At 44.2% G+C, this 21,858-nt stretch carries 22 protein-coding genes; 21 read left to right on the plus strand and 1 reads right to left on the minus strand.

From position 1 onward, the window contains the following. Positions 1-309 precede the first annotated feature (309 nt). From recJ to ACVC7Q_RS01040, 6 genes are all read left to right on the plus strand, one after another. Positions 310-2,535 (plus strand): single-stranded-DNA-specific exonuclease RecJ, encoded by a 2,226-nt coding sequence (gene recJ / locus ACVC7Q_RS01015; RefSeq protein WP_447264488.1) that lies wholly within the window; start codon positions 310-312, stop codon positions 2,533-2,535. A 76-nt stretch (positions 2,536-2,611) separates the two neighbouring features. Next, positions 2,612-3,124 carry a TipC family immunity protein gene (locus tag ACVC7Q_RS01020; protein ID WP_447264489.1) on the plus strand — a complete coding sequence of 171 codons (513 nt, stop codon included), beginning with the start codon at positions 2,612-2,614 and terminating at the stop codon, positions 3,122-3,124. A 151-nt stretch (positions 3,125-3,275) separates the two neighbouring features. After that, positions 3,276-3,788, plus strand: coding sequence for an adenine phosphoribosyltransferase (locus ACVC7Q_RS01025; RefSeq protein ID WP_003002788.1), 513 nt, complete (start codon positions 3,276-3,278; stop codon positions 3,786-3,788). Positions 3,789-3,889: 101 nt separating this feature from the next. After that, entirely contained in the window at positions 3,890-4,834 is a 945-nt protein-coding gene (metA, locus tag ACVC7Q_RS01030) for a homoserine O-acetyltransferase MetA (protein WP_254726916.1), read from the plus strand. Between the two features lie 9 nt (positions 4,835-4,843). Next, positions 4,844-5,527 (plus strand): DnaD domain-containing protein, encoded by a 684-nt coding sequence (locus ACVC7Q_RS01035; RefSeq protein ID WP_070506429.1) that lies wholly within the window; start codon positions 4,844-4,846, stop codon positions 5,525-5,527. Between the two features lie 78 nt (positions 5,528-5,605). Beyond that, complete coding sequence (locus ACVC7Q_RS01040; RefSeq protein WP_447265029.1) at positions 5,606-6,733, plus strand: glycerophosphodiester phosphodiesterase family protein; 1,128 nt, start codon at positions 5,606-5,608, stop codon at positions 6,731-6,733. A 41-nt stretch (positions 6,734-6,774) separates the two neighbouring features. On the opposite strand, the gene add is transcribed toward ACVC7Q_RS01040, so the two are convergent. Further along, a complete protein-coding gene (gene add / locus ACVC7Q_RS01045; RefSeq protein WP_447264490.1) occupies positions 6,775-7,794 on the minus strand; it encodes an adenosine deaminase in 1,020 nt (339 codons plus the stop codon). A 137-nt stretch (positions 7,795-7,931) separates the two neighbouring features. Between add and yghU the strand changes: the two genes are divergently transcribed. The 15 genes from yghU (at position 7,932) to dnaX (ending at position 21,858) form a co-directional block, all read left to right on the plus strand. Continuing rightward, entirely contained in the window at positions 7,932-8,723 is a 792-nt protein-coding gene (yghU, locus tag ACVC7Q_RS01050) for a glutathione-dependent disulfide-bond oxidoreductase (RefSeq protein ID WP_447264491.1), read from the plus strand. An 81-nt stretch (positions 8,724-8,804) separates the two neighbouring features. Continuing rightward, the gene (locus ACVC7Q_RS01055; RefSeq protein WP_447264492.1) at positions 8,805-9,494 is read left to right on the plus strand and encodes a tRNA (adenine(22)-N(1))-methyltransferase; all 690 of its coding nucleotides are present in this window, start codon (positions 8,805-8,807) and stop codon (positions 9,492-9,494) included. After that, on the plus strand, positions 9,481-10,278 hold the full coding sequence (locus tag ACVC7Q_RS01060; RefSeq protein WP_447264493.1) for a Nif3-like dinuclear metal center hexameric protein: 798 nt from the start codon (positions 9,481-9,483) through the stop codon (positions 10,276-10,278). Before ACVC7Q_RS01055 ends, ACVC7Q_RS01060 begins: the two co-directional genes overlap by 14 nt. A gap of 9 nt (positions 10,279-10,287) precedes the next feature. Then, the gene (locus ACVC7Q_RS01065) at positions 10,288-11,376 is read left to right on the plus strand and encodes an NAD(P)/FAD-dependent oxidoreductase (RefSeq protein WP_447264494.1); all 1,089 of its coding nucleotides are present in this window, start codon (positions 10,288-10,290) and stop codon (positions 11,374-11,376) included. Between the two features lie 251 nt (positions 11,377-11,627). Continuing rightward, positions 11,628-11,909 (plus strand): ZIP family metal transporter, encoded by a 282-nt coding sequence (locus tag ACVC7Q_RS01070; protein ID WP_447264495.1) that lies wholly within the window; start codon positions 11,628-11,630, stop codon positions 11,907-11,909. A 180-nt stretch (positions 11,910-12,089) separates the two neighbouring features. Continuing rightward, positions 12,090-12,482, plus strand: coding sequence for a hypothetical protein (locus ACVC7Q_RS01075; protein ID WP_447264496.1), 393 nt, complete (start codon positions 12,090-12,092; stop codon positions 12,480-12,482). Positions 12,483-12,667: 185 nt separating this feature from the next. Next, positions 12,668-13,537, plus strand: a complete 870-nt coding sequence (gene rfbA / locus ACVC7Q_RS01080; RefSeq protein WP_371608898.1) for a glucose-1-phosphate thymidylyltransferase RfbA — start codon at positions 12,668-12,670, stop codon at positions 13,535-13,537. Further along, a complete protein-coding gene (locus ACVC7Q_RS01085) occupies positions 13,537-14,130 on the plus strand; it encodes a dTDP-4-dehydrorhamnose 3,5-epimerase family protein (RefSeq protein WP_125374183.1) in 594 nt (197 codons plus the stop codon). The genes rfbA and ACVC7Q_RS01085 overlap by 1 nt, the downstream gene beginning before the upstream one ends. A gap of 201 nt (positions 14,131-14,331) precedes the next feature. Beyond that, positions 14,332-15,378, plus strand: coding sequence for a dTDP-glucose 4,6-dehydratase (rfbB, locus tag ACVC7Q_RS01090; RefSeq protein ID WP_447264497.1), 1,047 nt, complete (start codon positions 14,332-14,334; stop codon positions 15,376-15,378). 126 nt (positions 15,379-15,504) lie between these two features. After that, a complete protein-coding gene (locus ACVC7Q_RS01095; protein ID WP_447264498.1) occupies positions 15,505-16,617 on the plus strand; it encodes a hypothetical protein in 1,113 nt (370 codons plus the stop codon). Between the two features lie 110 nt (positions 16,618-16,727). Then, the gene (locus ACVC7Q_RS01100) at positions 16,728-17,828 is read left to right on the plus strand and encodes a hypothetical protein (RefSeq protein WP_447264499.1); all 1,101 of its coding nucleotides are present in this window, start codon (positions 16,728-16,730) and stop codon (positions 17,826-17,828) included. Between the two features lie 141 nt (positions 17,829-17,969). Next, positions 17,970-18,608, plus strand: a complete 639-nt coding sequence (gene udk / locus ACVC7Q_RS01105; RefSeq protein ID WP_003007856.1) for a uridine kinase — start codon at positions 17,970-17,972, stop codon at positions 18,606-18,608. 194 nt (positions 18,609-18,802) lie between these two features. Beyond that, a complete protein-coding gene (locus ACVC7Q_RS01110; protein WP_447264500.1) occupies positions 18,803-19,483 on the plus strand; it encodes a YoaK family protein in 681 nt (226 codons plus the stop codon). A 201-nt stretch (positions 19,484-19,684) separates the two neighbouring features. Beyond that, a complete protein-coding gene (locus ACVC7Q_RS01115) occupies positions 19,685-20,182 on the plus strand; it encodes a GAF domain-containing protein (RefSeq protein ID WP_447264501.1) in 498 nt (165 codons plus the stop codon). Beyond that, positions 20,182-21,858 (plus strand): DNA polymerase III subunit gamma/tau, encoded by a 1,677-nt coding sequence (gene dnaX, locus ACVC7Q_RS01120; RefSeq protein ID WP_447264502.1) that lies wholly within the window; start codon positions 20,182-20,184, stop codon positions 21,856-21,858. Before ACVC7Q_RS01115 ends, dnaX begins: the two co-directional genes overlap by 1 nt.

Below are 21,858 nucleotides of genomic sequence, written 5' to 3' on the forward strand. Positions count from 1 at the left end.
GTAACGACCTCAGCGATCAGATCCACATCAAAGCCTCTAATTACGTTTGTTTAAATAGAAAAATAATGGAAATGACAAGCTTAGTAATATTAAAACGATAATAAACGTTCGAAACTTTAACAGAATAATCATCCCATCACATATTTAAAAAAGATTATAAGCTTTTATACCTATAAGTCAAGCCAAATGCAACAAAAATAGAGGTTGTTGTTCATTTTGTTTCAAGATCTGTCTGACCCTTTATTTCCCGCCATTTTCGCCTTTCATGATATAATATTCAGATAAGAAAAAGAGGAGACCAAAAGCTAGATGATCACTTCAAAATACGATTGGCAGTTAGCTTCGCCAAGTGCAGATGAGGCCTTTTTAGCCCTTGCCAAAAAAGCAGGCCTGGAAGCATCCGTAGCAATCTTGCTGTATGAGCGTGGCATTCAAACCAAAGAGGATTTAGAAGACTTTTTAGAACCCAAGCTGGAGAAGCTACACGACCCTTATTTGCTCCATGATATGGAGAAAGCTGTGGAGCGCATCCGACGGGCCATCGAAGATTATGAGCAGATCCTCATCTACGGAGACTATGACGCGGACGGGATGACTTCGGCCTCCATTATGAAGGAAACCTTGGAGCAGATGGGAGCAGAGGTGCAAGTCTACCTACCCAACCGTTTCACAGACGGCTATGGTCCCAATGAGAGTGTCTACAAATACTTTATCGAGCAGCAAGGTATTTCTTTGATTGTCACGGTGGACAATGGCGTGGCGGGCAATCAAGCCATTGCCATGGCTCAAGCGATGGGAGTGGATGTCATCGTGACAGACCACCACTCTATGCCGGAAGTCTTGCCGGATGCTTATGCGATCATCCATCCAGAGCATCCAGATGCGGCCTATCCCTTCCATTATCTAGCAGGCTGTGGTGTAGCCTTTAAGTTGGCCTGTGCCCTCCTAGAGGAAGTACCAGTTGATCTTTTAGATTTGGTCGCGATCGGGACCATCGCTGACATGGTGAGCCTGACAGATGAAAATCGAATTCTGGTCAAATACGGCTTGGGGGTTCTCCAACATACCCAGCGCATGGGCTTGCAGGAGCTTTTGGAGATCGCTGGGATTCGTCCGGAGGATGTCAATGAAGAAACAATTGGCTTTCAGATCGCCCCTCGTCTCAATGCCCTTGGTCGCCTCGATGACCCAAATCCAGCCATCGAACTACTGACTGGTTTTGACGATGAAGAAGCGCACGAGATTGCCCTCATGATTCATCAGAAGAATGAAGAACGCAAAGAGATTGTCCAAAGTATCTATGACGAAGCCAAAGCCATGGTCGATCCGAGCTTGTCCGCCCAGGTCTTGGCAAAGGAAGGCTGGAATCCTGGGGTTCTTGGCATTGTTGCCGGTCGTTTATTAGAAGAGCTTCATCAGCCGGTCGTTGTTTTAAGTATCGAGGATGGACGAGCTAAAGGAAGCGCTCGGAGTCCTGAGTCGGTCAATATCTTTGAGGCTCTCGATCCTCACCGGTCGCTCTTTGTTGCCTTTGGAGGACATGCCGGTGCAGCAGGGATGACGCTCGAGGTGGACCAACTCCCTGCCTTGTCTAAGGCCCTTACCGACTATATTTCAGAGCAAGAGATAGATCTCAGCAGCAAGTCTAGCTTAGCGATCGATGAGGAACTGCATCTAACAGAACTAACGCTTGAGACCTTGAAAAGCTTTGAGCGCTTGAGTCCTTTTGGCATGGACAATAAAAAGCCCGTCTTTCTAGTCCGTAATTTCAAGGTAGAAGGAGCGCGCTCAATGGGAGCCGGCAATACCCACTTGAAACTCAAAATTTCTCAAGAAGATGCGACCTTTGAGGTGGTTGCCTTTGGCTTGGGGAGCTTAGAGGCGGAGTTTGCCCAGGCGCAAGACCTTGAGCTAGCTGTGCAATTGTCTGTCAACCAATGGAATGGCCAAACGACCCTTCAGCTCATGCTGGTCGATGCGCGTGTGGACGGAGTCCAGCTCTTTAATATCCGCTCCAAAAATGCCAGTCTCCCCGCAGGTGTTCCTGTTCTCGACTTTACCCAAGAACTGCCTGATCTAGCGGATGCTTCTGCTGTAGTGGTTGGAAATATCCCTGAGAATATAGAGTCCTTACGGCAAATTTTTCAAGAGCATGATTTCCAGGCTGTCTATTTCAAAAATGAGATCCCCAAAGCCTACTATCTGACAGGGTACGGGAGCAGGGACCAGTATGCCAAACTCTATAAAACCATCTACCAGTACCCAGAGTTCGATGTCCGCTACAAACTAAAAGACCTAGCAGCCTATCTCAAGATCCAGCAGATCCTCTTGGTTAAAATGATCCAGATCTTCCAAGAGCTGGGCTTTGTGACCATTGAAAATGGCATCATGAAGGTCAATAAAGAAGCAGAAAAACGGGAAATCGCTGAAAGCACCATCTACCAAAATCTCAAACAAACAGTGAAAGAACAGGAGTTGATGGCCCTTGGAACGGTTCGCGAAATCTACGACTATTTGACAGGACAGGCCTTATGAAAAAACATCTAAAACAGTTTCTCTGGCTCACTCCCATCTACTTTTTGCTCTTTATTGGGTAGGAATCTACCTGAGCATGAAAAACCCTATGGAAGAAATCAACTACTCCGAAAATGGTGGATTGATGCGCTATGTGATGTTTAAGCCGTATACAGAAACGATAGGAAACGATAGTATCTGGAAAGAAGACGAGGATTTTCAGACCTACCCCTATTCTAAAGGAATTGTCGATGTTAACGAAGAACTGTCCGTGATTATGTTTAAGGGAACTCCCAACTGGACCTATATGTATGATCTTCAATTGGAAAAAGGTGTGACACTTGGTTTTATATTTAAATACAACTCATCTAAAAAGCTATTTTTCCAGAAGGAGGTCTACCTTTCTAAAGAAGATACTACCTACGTGGGCCAGCAACTTCTTGATCAACTTGCCACCTACGGTAAAGACCGCACTTGGTTGAAAAACCAAAGTAAGAAAGTGGCCGAGCAATACATCCTTGGTACCTGGTTCAAAAATGGAAGCTCCCGTTATTCCCTGAAAAACTTGGGAGATATGAAAATCGAGTACGATAAATTGATAGAAGAATAGTAAGCATGTTTCCAATCCCACATCTTTTTTCGGATGTGGGATTTTTGCTTTTGACGCGGGAGCTTGGGAAAATGATTTGGCAAAAATGATGCACGTTAGTAGAATTCATGGTATAATGGAATGTAAAAATTTTTATGAAAGAAAGTTAACCATGAATTTAAAAGATTACATTGCAAGCATTGAAAACTATCCACAAGAAGGGATTACCTTCCGTGATATCAGCCCATTGATGGCAGATGGCAATGCTTATAGTTATGCGATTCGTGAAATCGTTCAATACGCGACCGATAAGAAGATCGATATGATCGTTGGCCCTGAAGCGCGTGGGTTCATCGTTGGATGTCCAGTCGCTTTTGAATTGGGAATTGGATTTGCACCTGTTCGTAAGCCTGGTAAGTTGCCACGCGAAGTCATCTCAGCTGACTACGAAAAAGAATACGGTGTCGATACCTTGACCATGCACGCAGATGCTATCAAACCAGGTCAACGTGTTCTCATCGTTGATGACCTTTTGGCGACTGGTGGTACGGTGAAAGCAACCATCGAAATGATCGAAAAACTCGGTGGGGTCGTTGCAGGGTGTGCCTTCTTGATCGAGTTGGACGACTTGAAAGGTCGCGAAGCGATCGGCGATTACGACTACAAAGTTTTGATGCATTACTAATATAGTCTAATACTATAACTGGCTACAGAAAAACCATAATTGAAAACTATAAGCTCCTATCATATAATGTTAGTTAAGAACTTGTAAGATGGGAGCTTTTTATGCCAATTACTCTAGATAAAAAATTACCAGCAGTTGATATCCTTCGTTCAGAAAATATTTTTGTCATGGATGATGTTCGGGCGACTCACCAGGATATTCGGCCCATGAATGTTCTCATTCTTAATTTGATGCCGACCAAGGTTGCGACAGAAACCCAGCTCTTACGACTCTTGGCCAACACACCCTTGCAGATCAATGTGGAGTTCCTCTATATGGCGAGCCATGAGTCCAAGAATACAGCGGCAGAACATTTGGAGAGCTTCTACAAGACCTTTGAGGATATCAAGGATAATTACTATGACGGTTTGATTGTGACAGGAGCGCCTGTTGAAAAGATGGACTTTGAAGAAGTGGACTACTGGGATGAGTTGACCCAGGTCTTTGAATGGGCCAAGCGTCATGTTTTTTCCACCTTGCACCTCTGTTGGGGAGCTCAGGCTGGTCTCTACCACCGTTATGGGATTCAAAAAGTAGAGCTCTGTGACAAGCTATCCGGTATCTATGACCAAACAGTGGTGCGTCCGGAAAGTCTTCTCATGAGAGGCTTTGACGATCGCTTCCTTGCCCCTCATTCTCGCTATACGGATGTTCCTTTGAAGGAAGTCCTTGAAAAGAGCAATCTTCAGGTGATCGCGCAAGGAAATGAAGTTGGCCTTTCCATCATTGCCAGTCCAGACATGCGTGAGGTGTATAGCTTTGGCCATCTGGAGTATGATCGCGATACGCTGGCTAAGGAATACAACCGAGATGTCAAGGCAGGCTTGGATCCGGATGTTCCTAAGAATTACTTTGATGGGGATGATGCCAGTACAGAGCCTCGCATTCGCTGGAATCTAGCTGCAACAACCTTCTTTAGTAATTGGATCAACTATGCGGTTTATCAAGAAACACCTTACCGCTTGGAAGAATTGGAAAAAGATATTTCATTTTATGGTTACCTATAAAGGGGAATTATGACATATTCACAAGCATTTAAGTATGGCAACTTGGTTCTTCCAAGTGCCTTGCTTTTTCATTATCATGAATTGTTTGACCAAGCAGATGACTACTTGGTTTGGCAGTTTTTCTTCCTTCAAAATACGACCGGTCAAGAGACCTTGACTCCTAATCAGATTGCTAGCCATCTGGGAAAAACGGTGACAGAGGTCAATCGGATTATGTCCAATTTGACCACCAAGGGACTTCTTCAATATCGGACCATTGAGCTCAATGGAGAAATTGAGGCCATCTTTGATGCGACCATTGCCCTGGAACGCTTGGATGAGATTTTAGAGGCTCAAACACAAGGGAAGGCACAGAGTGCGCCTGCTAAGGGAAATGTCATCAAGGACTTGGTGGAAACCTTCCAACAAGAACTGGGACGACTTTTGACACCTTTTGAGATTGAAGACCTGACCAAGACCGTGCGCGAGGATCAGACAGATCCAGATGTGATCAAGGCAGCGCTACGAGAAGCTGTCTTTAATGGCAAGCCTCACTGGAAATATATCCAGGCCATTTTGCGAAACTGGCGCAGTGAAGGTATCAACAGTCTGCCCCAAGTTGAGGCCAAACTGCAAGAGCGTGAACAGGCCAATCCACGCAATGTGACCGTATCAGACGATTTCTTGAAAGCCATGGATTTATGGAAGGATTGAGAGGAGACAATTGATCAAATGAAACGGGGAGACAATAAAAGACCCAGACGATTTAGATGTCTATATCCGACTATGTTAGTGGTCGGATTGTTTTTATTGTTTGGCGTGGTCAGCTTTTACTACGTACGAACCAACCTATTAGCTTCGGGCTTGTACCCAGTAGAGGAGAGTCTGGTAGAGGCTGGTTATACTAAAACGAAAACAGGCTTTCGCAAAAAAGAGGCCAATGTGACCATTGACATCCAGTGGAATGCAAAAATAAAAGTATTTGATAAGAATCACTATCGTTTTAAGTCTCATCAAGAGACAACTTTCTGGGAGAAAACCTATGTGGATAAGGAAACGCTTGAAAGCTTGACCAATGGCCAGCTATCTGACCAATATGGCTTTGTGCATTACACCAAGGTTAGTAAGAAAGATTGGCTAAAGGTTTCTCCGAGATTGGTAGCCCACGCCGGAGGAACAGTTCGGGGGAAGGAGTACAATACGAAGTATACCAACTCCTTAGAGGCTTTAAGGCAAAACTACAACCTCGGCCATCGCTTGTTTGAAATGGATTTTAATTTGACTAGTGACAAGAAATTGGCTGCAGTCCACGATTGGCACCATTATGGAAACAAAGATGGTATTGCTCTTTCTTCGGAAGAATGGAAGAAATTTCAAGGATATGGTTCTCCAGAAACGCCAAGTCGCTTTACGATTATGCTGATAGGGGATGTGTTTGATCAAATGCTGATCAATCGGGATATGGTGTTGATTACCGATACCAAATCAATGGAAATCCCTAAGGAAGATAGGATCACACAATTTAAAGAACTTGTTTCAGAAGCAAATAAGCGGGACAAAGAACTATTGGATCGTGTGATTCCACAAATTTATCATCAGGATATGTTTGGAGAAATTGAAGCGATTTATCCTTTCAAACATGTCATTTATACCTTGTATGCCTCACCAGATAGTGCAGAAGAGGTACTGGATTTTATTTCCAAGAACAAGGAAATTGAAGCAGTAACTATATCTATCGATGATTCTCGATTAACCCCTAAGTTTATCGAACAGGTACATCAGCTTGGAAAACGGGTCTATGTTCATACCATACAAACCTATGAGAACTTAACCAAGTATGCAGCAATCAATGTTGATGGCTTTTACACTGGCTTATTGACCCCAGAGGATATGGCTGTGTATGAATCCGTATCAAAATAAAACAGAAAACTAGCCCTTTCATAAGGCGCTAGTTTTTGCGTTTATAAGTAGTCTGCATAGGCTTTTTCTAACTTGGTAAGGAGTGATTGCTTTTCCTCATCACTAGCAAAGGAAGCTTGGATGGCATCGACATTGTGCTGGTAAAAGTCAGCTTCCTTGGTTTGGAAATGTTGATGGTAGAGGGCGTATTCCTTGGTGAGGTCGGTATCAGATACTGTCCGGTTATCGGTATTGATACTGATCCGAGCACCGGCTGCCTTCATTTTCAAATAAGGGAAATCCTCTATAGTCGGTGCTGCTTTTGTCTGTAAGTTGCTGGTCAAGCAGAGTTCACCAGTGACCCCATTGTCAATAAAGGATTGGAGTAAGGCTGGTTCATGAGATAGTGCTGTCACGTGGCCATTACGTTTGATGCTAAAAGCAATCGATTGGGCAACAAAGTGTGGGCAATGACACTCACCTGCATGAAGCGTCATGGGCCGATGGTAACTCTTGACTTGCTCAATTAAAGGTCGAATATCTTCTGGAGAATAGTTGTGCTCATCCCCGGCAAAGTCAAAGCCAACAAAATCTTGATCCCTAACTTGGTTGGCTTCTACCAGGATGCGGGAGGTGAGTTTTGGATCCGACTGGCGCATGCCACAAACAAGGGCTTTGGCTGTAATGCCAAATTCATTCTGGGCTTGGCGCAGACCATCGCAGACAGCATTGATGGTTTCTGGGACGGTGAGTCCTTGGTCCATGGACAATTCTGGTGCAAAGCGGACCTCGATGTAGACAACATTTTCCAGAGCAGCTTGCTTAGCCACATCGTAGGCCGCAAGCGTCAAGGCTTCCTTGGTTTGAAGGAGGGGACGAATGTAGTCAAAGGCCTCCAAATAGTCCAATAGATTCTCACAGTGGGCAGGTGCGGTGACATGGTGCTTGAGCTTCTCATCGCTAGCAGGGAGGTCAATATTAGCCAGGGTTGCCAACTGACGAATAGTCGGAAGAGACAAGGAACCGTCTAAGTGGCAGTGGAGTTCCGTCTTTGCCAAACTATGAAAATCGATCATGGACATGGTTTTCTCCTTAAAATTGTATTTTTTCTATACTATCATTTTGACCAGAAAAGTCAAGTAAAGCTAGCGTAGCAGATTTTTGAAACTAGCACCTGGATTTGATATGCTAGTATTAGCTTAGAAAAAGGAGAACAGAGATGTCAGATTATCAATTACCAGAAGTATGGGAAGCGCCGAGTCAAATGGGAGGAGCCTGGGGAGGTTTGAACCAACCAACAGCAGGTGCCCGGTTTGAACAAAGCCTTCCAAAAGGCGACCAGCCTTTCCAACTCTATACCCTTCCAACCCCAAATGGAATCAAGGTGACCATTATGCTGGAAGAACTAAAAGAGTTGGGTGTGGATGCGGGCTATGACGCTTATCGCATCAAGATTGGTGATGGGGATCAATTCGGCAGTGACTTTGTGGTCATCAATCCAAACTCGAAAATTCCAGCCATGTTGGATCAATCAGGTGACCAAACCATTCGGGTCTTTGAATCAGCCAATATTCTCTTGTATTTAGCAGAGAAATTTGGACAATTAATCCCGACAGATCCTGCTAAACGGACAGAAGTGCTTAATTGGCTCTTCTGGCAGACAGGGGCTGCGCCATTTTTAGGTGGGGGCTTTGGCCATTTCTTCCACTATGCTCCTGAAAAAATCGAGTATGCCATCAACCGCTTTGCCATGGAAGCCAAACGCCAATTGGACCTACTGGACAAGGAGCTCGCAAGTAAACCTTATATCGCAGGGGAGGACTATACCATTGCAGATATTGCCATCTGGTCTTGGTATGGCCGACTGGCCCAAGACAAGGTCTGGGACCGAGCAGGAATTTTCTTAGATGTGAAGGAATACAAGCATTTGCAGGCTTGGACAGAGAAAATTGCCAATCGCCCAGCAGTGCAACGAGGCTTGGAAGTAGAATATAAGGAAATCGATGCATAAGGAAAAGGCGCCGTCGCGCCTTTTTTTAATGCTGCAAACATGGTATACTAAAGGGTGGAATAAAAGTATAGAAAGAAGCACATGGAATTTACAAAATTATCAAATCGATTGGACTTGGTGGCCAGCTTTGTCCCAGAAGGAGCTCGTCTGTTAGATGTGGGAAGTGACCATGCTTATCTCCCAATCGCTCTTTTACAGGAAGGCAAGATTGAGGCTGCTATTGCAGGGGAAGTGGTTGAGGGACCTTATCAGTCTGCCCTGCAAAATGTCGCCGATAATGGTTTAGAGGACAAGATTGAGGTCCGCCTAGCTAATGGCTTGGCTGCATTTGAACTGTCCGATGATATTTCTTGCATCACCATCGCAGGAATGGGCGGGCGCTTGATTGCAGATATCCTAGCAGCAGGTCTTGAGAAATTAGCCGGTGTCTCCCGCTTGGTCTTGCAACCCAATAATCGGGAAGATGAACTGCGGGCTTGGTTAGTAGATCATGATTTTCGCCTTGTTGATGAAGCTATCTTGCAAGAAAATGAGAAGTTTTATGAGATCCTCGTGGTCGAGCATGGTTCTCAAGAGTTGACAGCCAAGGAACTGCGTTTTGGTCCCTATTTGATGCGGGAACAAGCTCCAGCCTTTGTCCAAAAGTGGTCCAAGGAAGTGGAAAAATTAGCCTTTGCCTTGGAGCAGGTCCCAGTTGAGAATCAATCCGCCAGAGCATCGTTAGAAGAGCGCATCGCACAAATCAAGGAGGTTCTGCATGCTAGCAAGTGAAGTCATCAAACGCTATGAAGCCTACTGTCCTCAAGAACTTTCCATGGAGGGAGATGTCTGTGGCTTACAGGTAGGTACCCTGCAAAAAGACATCCATAAGGTCATGGTAGCCTTGGATATTCGGGAGCAGACGGTGGCGGAAGCCATCGCCCATGGGGTGGACTTGATCATCGTCAAGCATGCGCCGATTTTCCGTCCTATTAAGGACTTGGTAGCCGATCGGGCTCAAAATCAGATCTATATTGACTTGATCAAGCACGATATTGCGGTCTACGTCAGCCATACCAATATTGATATTGTCCCAGATGGATTGAACGATTGGTTCTGCCAGCTTTTAGAAATTGAAAATACAGAGCCCCTCAGCCTGACAGGAGAAGGTCTAGGAATCGGCCGCATCGGTCAGGTGCGCCCTCAAACCTTTGGACAGTTGGCTGAAAAGGTAAAAGAAACCTTTGGCTTAGATGCTTTGCGCTTGGTCAGTTATGACCAGGAGGATCTGGATCGGGTCATTGAGCGTGTCGCTATCTGTGGCGGAAGTGGTCAGTCCTTTTACAAGGATGCTCTTGTCAAGGGGGCAGAGGTCTATATCACAGGAGATATCTACTACCACACAGCTCAGGATATGCTGAGTGATGGGCTCCTAGCCTTGGATCCAGGTCACCATATCGAAGTTCTCTTTGTGTCAAAACTAGTCGAAAAACTCAACCAGTGGAAGTCTGAAGAAGCCTGGGAGATCGAAGTGCTGGGCAGTCAAGCCAGCACCAATCCTTTTTACCATATCTAAGAGGTGATCATGAAAGTTGCGATTATTGGTGCAGGGATCGTGGGATCCACTGCAGCCTATTATTTATCCAAAGAAGCACAAGTGGATGTAACCGTCTATGATTACGGAGTTGGCCAGGCGACTAAAGCTGCGGCTGGTATTATTAGCCCTTGGTTTTCTAAGCGGCGGAATAAGGCCTGGTATCGCCTGGCCCGCTTAGGAGCTGATTTCTACCAAGAATTAGTAGCGGATCTGGCCAATGACGGAATCGAAACAGACTTTTACCAGCAGACTGGGGTCTATCTCCTCAAAAAGAAGGAAGAAAAATTAGACGAACTCTATCAGTTGGCACTGAGTCGTCGGGAAGAATCACCCTTGATTGGAGACTTGGCGATCTTGACCAAAGAAGAAGTGGTCCAGCAATTCCCAGGTCTGCAAGGCTTTGACCAGCTCCTCTATGCCTCAGGTGGTGCCCATGTAGAGGGAGCACTTCTGACGGAAACTCTTCTTAAAGCCAGTGGTGCAAGAGTGTTTAAGGAAGAGGTTGTTCTCTCAGTCACAGACAATGGCTATCAGATAGCAGGAGAGAGCTATGACCAAGTCATCCTAGCGACAGGAGCCTGGTTGGGTCAAATCATAGAACCACTTGGCTACCAAGTTGATGTCCGTCCGCAAAAAGGACAGTTGCGGGATTATCAGTTAGACTTAGATACGGATGACTATCCTGTGGTCATGCCAGAAGGGGAACTGGATATCATTCCCTTCCAAAAAGGCAAGATCAGTATGGGAGCGACCCATGAGAATGAGATGGGCTTCGACCTAAGTGTGGACGTAGCTCTGCTGAACCAAATGGAAGAAGAAGCCATGACCTACTATCCAGAACTGGCTCAAGCGGCAGTCGTGGGGGAGCGCGTGGGTATCCGGGCCTACACCAGTGACTTCTCGCCCTTTTGGGGAGCCCTTCCCGATCAAGCAGGCCTTTATGTGGCGAGCGGTCTGGGATCATCTGGTCTTACAACCGGTCCCCTCATTGGTTGGCATCTAGCGCAACTAGTGGTAGGAGGAAACTTGCGTTTAGATCCAGCGGATTACCCAGTTGAACAATATGTGAAGAAGTAGCTGGGACAGAAGTCGGTCATTCGTTAGAATTCAATTTCGTCGTTCCACCTCCGCACAGTTGAGTAGGTCTGTAAAAGCTGATGAAATCAGGGTAGTAGAGCCCACTCAACCACTACGTCTTGCTCGACAATCCAAAGAAAATTGAGAGGCTAGGACTTTTGTCCCACTCTCTTTTTTTCGAAATAGCTTCCTTCATTCGGATAAAAATAGTAGAATAGAACAATTGAATCAACAAGAAAATGGGAGTTGTTATGAATTGGTTTCAATCACAATCCGTGGTCTTGCAGGCCTTTATCGCAGGATTGTTTACATGGGGCTGTACCATTGTCGGGTCAGCCATCGTCTTTTTCTTCAAGAATATTAGTCGCAAATTACTGGACATCATGATGGGCTTTGCGGCAGGTGCTATGATCTTTGTAGTGGTCGAAGAGTTGATCCCAGATTCGCAGACCAATGGCAACACAGACGTTGCGAACCTCGGTCTCATGGTTGGTTTTGTCATTATGATGATCCTAGACGTAGCTCTTGGATAAGGAACAGAAAAGGAGAGCATTAGACAAGCTCTCTTTTTGATTAGGATCATTGTGTGTGAGATAAAATAGTTGAAGAAAAATTCATCAGATGCATTTCAGAATGAGCATAAACATGTATCTAAAGTAATGAGGAGAAAGGTCTTATGGTAAAAACAAAGTTTAAAAAGAAAAAGGATTTTGATGGTTATCGCATTTGCTCTCCTATTGGTAGTTGGGATTTCTTTGTTTCATATGAACAAAAAATTGGAGGAAAAGAGACGCAACAGAGAGTATGAAGTCAGCCTTGTAAAGACCTTGAAAAATTCTTACGAGGGAATGGAGGAGATTGAGATTATGAATCCTTCGTATAGCTCCACTCCTTCAGACGCATGGGGAGCTGAGGTGAAAATCACATTTTCTGACGGGAGCTCTAAGGAACATGTACTAGCTTATGATAAAGATGCGAATAACATTAAGATAGGGGTCTATACTAATAAAGATGAAGAATTTCAGAGCTTTATGGATTCTAGGAGAGGCACTACTATATCGAGAGTAAGAGTCATTTATTCGGATGGTTCAGTGAAGGAGCAGTGATCAGTGTCTAAGTGGATATTAGGGAGTCCTAGTCCAAGTGCCCTATTTGAATCACGATAATGAAGATAGTTAACGAGACTATAGCACCAACATCCTGTCATCACCTTGTAACACAAATGCAAGGTGACTTTTTTATATAAACATGATAAAATAAGGGTAATGACTACGTAGAAAGGCCTAACATTATGAAAGGTATTATTTTAGCTGGTGGCTCAGGTACTCGTTTGTATCCTTTGACTCGTGCCGCTTCCAAACAGTTGATGCCCATTTATGACAAACCGATGATCTACTATCCTTTATCAACCCTTATGTTGGCAGGGATCAAAGAAATCTTAATCATCTCAACTCCGCAGGATCTTCCTCGTTTTGAAGAGCTTCTTGGAGATGGTTCTGAACTAGGAATTTCCCTCTCTTATGCTGAGCAACCAAGCCCAGATGGATTGGCGCAAGCTTTCATCATTGGAGAAGAATTTATTGGGGATGATCATGTTGCCCTCGTTCTTGGAGACAATATCTTCCACGGAAATGGCTTAACCAAGATGTTGCAACGGGCAGAAGCGAAAGAAAAAGGCGCGACTGTCTTTGGTTACCAAGTCAAAGATCCAGAACGTTTTGGTGTGGTAGAGTTTGATGCGGATATGAATGCCATCTCAATCGAAGAAAAACCAGAACATCCAAAATCGAACTTTGCGGTGACAGGTCTTTACTTCTATGACAATGATGTGGTAGAGATTGCCAAAAATATCAAACCAAGTCCTCGTGGAGAGCTTGAAATCACCGATGTCAACAAGGCATATTTGGAGCGTGGAGATCTCTCTGTTGAGCTCATGGGCCGTGGCTTTGCTTGGTTGGATACAGGAACTCATGAAAGTCTCTTGCAGGCTTCTCAATATATCGAGACGGTTCAACGTCTTCAGAATGTCCAAGTAGCTAACCTTGAGGAAATCGCCTATCGTATGGGCTATATCACTAAAGAGCAAGTCTATGAATTGGCGCAACCGCTGAAGAAAAACGAATACGGACAATATTTGCTCCGTTTGATTGGAGAAGCTTAATGACAGAACAATTTTTCGAGAAAGAATTAGCAGCCCGCAAGATTGAAGCGATCCCAGGCTTGATGGAGTTTGATATTCCAGTCCGTGGGGATAACCGTGGCTGGTTTAAAGAAAACTTCCAAAAAGAGAAGATGCTTCCTCTTGGATTTCCAGAAAGCTTCTTTGCGGAAGGTAAGTTGCAAAATAACATTTCATTCTCTCGTAAGCATGTCTTGCGTGGCTTGCATGCAGAACCTTGGGACAAGTACATCTCTGTTGCAGATGAAGGAAAGGTTCTTGGAACTTGGGTAGACCTTCGTGAAGGTGAGACCTTTGGGAACACCTACCAAACTGTGATCGATGCTTCAAAAGGAATCTTTGTCCCTCGTGGCGTTGCCAATGGGTTCCAAGTTTTGACGGATAAAGTGGCTTATACCTACTTAGTCAATGACTACTGGGCATTGGAGCTCAAGCCAAAATATGCATTTGTTAATTACGCAGACCCAAGCCTAGACATCCAGTGGGAAAACTTGGAAGAAGCAGAAGTCTCAGAAGCAGACAAGAATCACCCACTGCTCAAAGACGTCAAACCCCTAAAAGCAGAAGATTTGTAAGAACGAACTTTGCCCAGCAGTATCGCGACTGCAAGGAGCGTTATCAGATTGTTCCTGCCCTAGTGAAAACAAGATTCCCTGAGGGAATCTTGTAGGGAATTCGGAGACTTCGGCTCCGGATTTAGCCATGAAACCGAAGGGTTGCTGGCGTCCCTCACTAGCTAAAGGAACAATCCAAAGAAAGAACTATTTGGAGAAAAAATGACTGAATACAAAAACATCATCGTAACCGGTGGCGCTGGTTTCATCGGTTCAAACTTCGTACACTATGTCTACAACAACCATCCAGACGTGCATGTGACTGTCCTTGACAAACTCACATACGCTGGTAACCGTGCCAACATTGAAGAAATCCTTGGTGACCGTGTTGAATTGGTTGTTGGTGATATTGCTGACGCAGCATTGGTTGATAAATTGGCTGCTAAGGCTGATGCGATTGTTCACTATGCAGCTGAAAGCCACAATGACAATTCATTGAATGATCCATCACCATTTATCCACACCAACTTCATTGGTACTTACACACTCTTGGAAGCTGCCCGTAAATACGATATTCGTTTCCACCACGTGTCAACAGACGAAGTGTATGGTGACCTTCCATTGCGCGAAGATCTTCCCGGACATGGTGAAGGTCCTGGTGAAAAATTCACAGCAGAAACCAAATACAACCCATCATCACCTTATTCATCAACCAAGGCTGCTTCAGACTTGATTGTGAAGGCTTGGGTTCGTTCCTTCGGTGTTAAGGCAACCATTTCAAACTGTTCAAACAACTACGGGCCATACCAACACATCGAGAAGTTCATCCCACGTCAAATCACCAATATCTTGTCTGGTATTAAACCAAAACTTTATGGTGAAGGGAAGAACGTTCGTGACTGGATCCACACTAACGACCACTCAACTGGTGTTTGGGCCATCCTTACCAAGGGACGTATCGGTGAAACTTACTTGATCGGTGCCGATGGTGAAAAAAACAACAAGGAAGTGCTTGAGTTGATCCTTGAAAAAATGGGTCAACCAAAAGATGCTTACGACCGTGTCACAGACCGTGCTGGTCACGATTTGCGTTACGCCATCGATTCAACAAAATTGCGTGAAGAATTGGGTTGGGAACCACAATTCACCAACTTCGAAGCAGGTTTGGAAGACACTATCAAGTGGTATACAGACCACCAAGACTGGTGGAAGGCTGAAAAAGAAGCTGTAGAAGCTAACTACGCGAAAACACAAAAAGTTTTGAAATAAGGAAGAAAGTCCAAGTAGAAAATTGCTTGGACTTTTTCTTGCTTTTCTAAAAGAGTCACTAAATAGGGAATTGATTTATGGTATAATAAGAGTAGTTTTTAAACTGAATGAAAAGGGGAAGTGATGATGAATCAAAGAGATTGGGTTGAATACTTTGAAGCGATCAATGGTCGCAAACCAAGTATGCAAGAATTTCAGGAAGCGCGTGAAAAAGGGGAGTTTATAGTCGAACAGGAGGATGTGTCTGCTCCTACACCAGTAACACCAGCTCCAACAACTGAAGCACAGGCACCTACTCAGGAAGCGCCTGTTGCACCTAGCGCCCCTCTTTCACAAGAGTCTACATCTTTTGTCCCACCGCAACCATCAGCGAAAACTTTGAATCCTGTTCCAAGACCAAAAAGATCGACATTGTCTTTCAATAAACCAACAAAGTTCTGTCTTGCAGTCGTTGCTATTGTTACGGCAATCACTCTTGTTTGGATCTTTTTCTTTACAGGTGGACCAAGTCTAGATGGAATTTGGCTGAGCAACACGGATTCGATGCCTGTGGTTTATGAACTAAATGGAAAGACAAAGAAAGTCAATACAACTCTTCCGATCAAAAAAATCATCGAAGGAAAAGAAGCTAAGAAGGAATTTGTTCAGAAACTTTCGGCATTAAACTTACCGAATATACAGACGCTAGCGGATGTGGATAAAAAGTTTCATTTGAAGACCAAAGAAGTGGTCATTTTTAAAACAGACGGTTTAGCACTTTATAATTTGCTTCAGTCCAATGGGACAAATGTCATATTCTCTGATGATTTGGATGATCTAGCATATTATAAATCCAATTTGTCAGAATTTAAGAAAAGAGCCGTTTTCCAAAAAATCGAATACCCTGATGTTTTGGTTGGAAAATGGAAAAATGTGACTAATAATGATGATCATTTAGTTTTTCAAATAACGAAAAATGGCGCATCTAATACTGATGTCACTGCCATTTATCCACTTGTAGATACTGATCGTATCAATGATAAGAGTGGAAATTCTCATTCTTCGGATGATAAAATAAATACTGAGTTTGAACAGGTTCAAAAAGAGATTAAAAATCAAGGCTACACAGTGAAAAGTGCTAGGGAGGTATATAAAGAGGCTTATACCAATTCCTACATTGTGCCTGTCGATGGAGGGAAGAAGGTTATTGTTCTAGATAAAGACTATAATTTTAAGTCGATGGTGGAAAAAGTGAAATAATGAAAGGACCGAAAGGTCCTTTTCTTTTATTTTCTGAAAATCACAAAATATACCATTGATTTGTGGTATAATATGATTAGTTTTTGTGATGAATCAATAAGGGGGATATTATGAATCAAAAAGATTGGGTTGAATACTTTGAAGCGATCAATGGTCGTAAGCCAAGTATGCAAGAATTTCAAGAAGCGCGTGAAAAAGGGGAGTTTGTCGTAGAGCGAAAAGAAGCGCCGACTCCAACAACTGAGGCACCATCTCCAGCAACTGAAGCGCAGGCTCCTGCTCAAGAAGTACCTGTTGCACCTAGCGCACCTCTTTCACAAGAGTCTACGGCTTTTGTGCAACCGCAACCATCTGCGAAAACCTTGCAACCTGTGCCAAGACCGAAAAAATTCAATAAACAAGCACAGATTGGGGGCGCAGTTGGAGGACTTGTCGCAGTGATTGCTTTTGCTTGGTTCTTTTTCTTTTCAGGTGGACCAAGTGTAGATGGCGTTTGGTTGCGAGATACGGATTCAAGTCCGGTCACTTATGAACTAAGCGGAAAGAAACAAAGAGTCAATGGCGATGAGACCATCAAAAAGGTTCTCAAGGGCAATGAAGCGAAAAAAGAATTTAATACAGCACTTTCTTTGTTGAATGCAACTGACTTGCATTCACTTGCGGATGTTGATAAGAAATTTAACCTGAAGACGACGGAAATAGTTGTTATTAAGTCTGGGGGGAACACACGCTATAACTTGCTCCAAAAAGACGGAAGCAATATTATTTTAAGAAATGATTTATTTGACTTGAAAACTTATAAGTCATACAAAGGAAACTTTGAAGATAATTTGGTCTATCACAAGGTTGAAACACCAAAGGCCATGGTTGGAAAATGGAAGAATGTGACAGAAGGAGATAATACAACTGTTCAGATTTCAGATCACGGAATTATTAGTGATAAGTATTTCGATAGCAAGGCTTACGCATTCTATTCTCTAGCTGATTCAGAAAAGTATGATGGAGACACGACTTCTAAAGAAGAGATCGAACATACATTTGAAGTAATTCAAGAAGCGGTGAAATCAGAAGGCTATCAAGTGAAGAGCGCGAAGGAAGTCTATATACAAGCTAATTCAAATTATTGTTTCGTACCTGTCAACGGTGGAAAAAATATACTCGTCTTACGTGGTGGGAATGAATTTGCCGCAAAATTAGAAAAAGTGAAATAATCAAAGGACCGCAAGGTCCTTTTTGTTTCCAAACTTCTTATTGAAAAACTATTCATGTCTAGGCAAAAATATGGTAAAATGGATAAGATGTAGTGGAGAGGTTAGGACCTTTTCAAGCGATTAGAGGTAATGGAGTAGAAAATGCAAAATAGACCTATTATTATTGGTGTTACTGGTGGTTCTGGTGGTGGAAAGACCAGTGTGTCTCGTGCCATTTTGGCTAATTTTCCGAATGAAAAGATTGCCATGATTGAGCATGATTCTTATTACAAGGACCAAAGTCATTTGACTTTTGAGGAGCGGATCAAGACCAACTATGACCATCCTTTTGCCTTTGATACGGACTTGATGATTGCGCAGATCAATGAACTCTTGGCAGGTCGTCCAGTGGATATCCCAACCTATGACTATGCAGAGCATACACGCAGCAGCAAGACCTATCGTCAGGAACCTCAAGATGTCTTTATCGTGGAAGGGATCTTGGTCCTTGAAGACAAGCGCCTTCGAGACTTGATGGATATCAAGATCTTTGTGGATACGGATGATGATGTTCGGATCATTCGCCGGATCAAGCGCGATATGGAGGAGCGTGGACGGAGTCTCGATAGCGTTATTGAGCAGTACCTTGGAGTGGTGAAACCCATGTACCATCAGTTCATTGAGCCAACCAAGCGCTATGCGGACGTGATCATTCCTGAAGGAGTGACCAACACGGTAGCGATTGATTTGATCACAACCAAGATTGAAAAAATCCTCAACGAAGCGCGTGAGGGAAAATAAAAAAAGGAGAAAGAGAGCAAGTGATCTCCAAGTGTCTATGGATATGAGGAGTGACGGAATGTCTCAGTAGTTGATGAGACTCTTCATTCGCTAAAAGACTCAGAAGAGTTCTCAATCAACTTTGTGGGGGTGGTATGGGAAATGTTTATTTAAACATTTGGTACCACTCCCTCTTTTTCCTAAGGAGAATGGAAATGAAAAGGGAGTTTCATTCGCGGACCAAGGCGTTCGCTTGTTTATTGACCATGTGTGCTGGTTTTTCAGATGCTTATACCTTTATTTGTCGGGGTGGGACTTTGGCGGCAGGCCAGACGGGAAATGTGGTCTTTCTATCGGTTGGTTTGATTGGCCAGCAGATCTCAGATGTAGAAGTGAAGTTAGCCACCATGCTGGCCTTTATGCTGGGAATCTTTTTGATGACGGTTTTACGTCGCTTGATTGACAATTCAGTCTGGCGCTTGAGTACCCTGGTGCCCTTTATCCTCACGACCTTGGTGACAGGATTTTTACCAGCATCGGTAAAAAATGTCTTCATCGTGCCTTTTTTTAGCCTGAGTTTAGGAATCGTAGCGACCTCATTTGGAGAAGTAGATGGCTATGCCTACAACCACTCTTTTATGACCGGAAATCTCAAGAAAACCATGGTAGCTTATGGAAATTTTGTTAGAGACAGGGAGATGAAATTCCTCTGGGAAGCCATCTTTATGACCTGCCTGATCGGGAGTTTCGTCTGTGGGGCCATCTTTTCGACCTACTTGATCCAGTTTTATGGACTAAAGACGATTTGGCTGGTGGCCATCATCTTGACCATCTTTTTAATCTACCGGGCCATTCAGTATTTTGAAGTCTTTCACTTCAATCGACGACATGAATAGATAAAATGATTTTGCAAAGAAATAAAACTGAAATTTCATTTTTAAAATGAATCCAGAATATATTGAAACTTTCTGCCGTGAGAAAAGTGAGAGTGGGACGACGAAATCGAATTCTAACGAATGACCGATTTCTGTCCCACTCTCTTTTCTTTTGCTGTTTGAAGCTTAATTTTTGGGCAAAGATTTGGTATAATGAAAGGTATGAAACATTCGGAAAAAGAATCACAATACCAACTTTTATTGGCCCAGTTAGACGCTCTCTTAACAGGAGAAAGCAATGCCTTGGCTAATTTGTCCAACGCCAGTGCCCTCTTAAATCAAGCCCTGCCACGTTCTGTCTTTGCGGGTTTTTATTTGTATGACCAGTCAGAATTGATCTTGGGACCCTTTCAGGGGGGCGTCTCTTGTGTCCACATCGCACTTGGAAAGGGTGTCTGTGGAGAAGCGGCCCAGAAGCAAGAAACCATGATTGTCGATGATGTGCGCCAACATGCCAACTATATTTCTTGTGATAGCCGGGCCATGAGTGAGATTGTGGTGCCTATGGTCAAGGACGGCCAGCTCCTTGGGGTTTTGGACCTGGACTCAGAATGCGTCTCTGACTACGATCAGCTGGATCAAAAATATTTGGAAGAGTTTGTCACCATCTTGATCGAAAAGACAAATTGGGACTTTAAGATGTTTGGAGTTAAGAACTAATGTATCAAGCTTTATATCGGAAATACCGTAGCCAGACCTTTGGTCAATTGGTCGGCCAGCAAGTGGTGGCACGGACATTGAGACAGGCAGTGGAGCAGGACAAGATCAGTCATGCCTATCTCTTTTCTGGTCCTCGTGGAACTGGGAAAACCAGTGTGGCTAAGATCTTTGCCAAGGCCATGAACTGTCCCAATCAAGTCAATGGGGAGCCGTGTAACGACTGTTATATCTGTGAATCCATTACCAACGGGAGTCTAGAAGATGTCATCGAGATCGATGCAGCCTCTAACAATGGGGTCGATGAAATTCGCGATATTCGCGACAAGTCGACCTATGCTCCTAGTCTAGCCAAGCACAAGGTTTACATTATCGATGAGGTCCACATGCTCTCGACAGGGGCCTTTAATGCCTTGTTGAAGACGCTGGAAGAGCCAACGGAAAACGTGGTCTTTATCCTCGCTACGACAGAGTTGCACAAAATTCCTGCAACTATTCTCTCTAGGGTCCAACGCTTTGAATTCAAATCCATCAAACTGCCAGATATTGTCCAGCATTTGGAAAACATCCTAGCTACTGAAGGGATTGCCTATGAAGGAGATGCGGTTCAGATCATCGCCCGGCGCGCTGAAGGTGGGATGCGGGATGCCTTGTCGATTTTAGACCAAGCCCTGAGTCTGACTGCGGGTAGTGAGTTGACGACAGCGATCGCTGAAGAGATTACGGGCTCCATTAGCCTAGCCGCTCTCGACCAGTACGTGGCTGCCATCTTGGACCATGATGCGACGGCTGCGCTGGACCAACTTGAGATTATCTTTGATAATGGCAAGAATATGGCTCGTTTTGTCGCGGACTTACTTCAATACCTGAGAGATCTCTTGATTGTCCAAACAGGTGGAGAAAATACCCATGCTAGTGATTTGTTTGCGGCCAACCTTGCAGCCGATCAAGCTCGTCTCTTTGCTCTGATTGACCAGGCGACGACTAGTCTAGCGGACATCAAAAATAGTCTGCAACCGCGCATCTATACTGAAATGATGACCATTAAATTGGCTGAAAGCACGGGTCAAATTTCTAAGTCAGTTGCTGTGGAGGTTCCTTCTAATGTGCTTTCTCAGCTGGAAGACTTGAAGAAGGAAGTCGCTCAACTCAAGCAACAATTAGCACAATCAGGTAGCAGTCTTCCTGCTTCAAAACCAGCAGTAACTCGTCCAACTAAGTCGAACAAGGGCTATCGGGCAGATCGAAATAAGGTCAACGCCATTTTACAAGAGGCGGTCGAAAACCCAGAGTTGGCACGGACCAACTTGATCCGTCTTCAGAATGCATGGGGGGAAATTATCGAGAGCTTGGCAGGTGCGGATAAGGCCCTCTTAATCGGATCCCAGCCAGTCGCTGCCAATGAAAATCACGCTATTTTAGCCTTTGAGTCTGCCTTTAATGCTGAACAGACCATGAAGCGGGACAACCTCAATACCATGTTTGGAAATATCCTTAGCAACGCTGCGGGCTTCTCGCCAGAGATTTTAGCTGTTTCGATGGAAGAATGGACGCAAATTCGGGCAGAATTTTCAGCTAAGACACGTGGGCAAAAAGCGGAAGTGGTGGAAGAAGAGGAAAGCATCATCCCGGAGGAATTTACCTTCTTATCCGATAAAATTACCCTCCAAGACGATTAA

This window comes from Streptococcus sp. W151, from assembly GCF_053010205.1.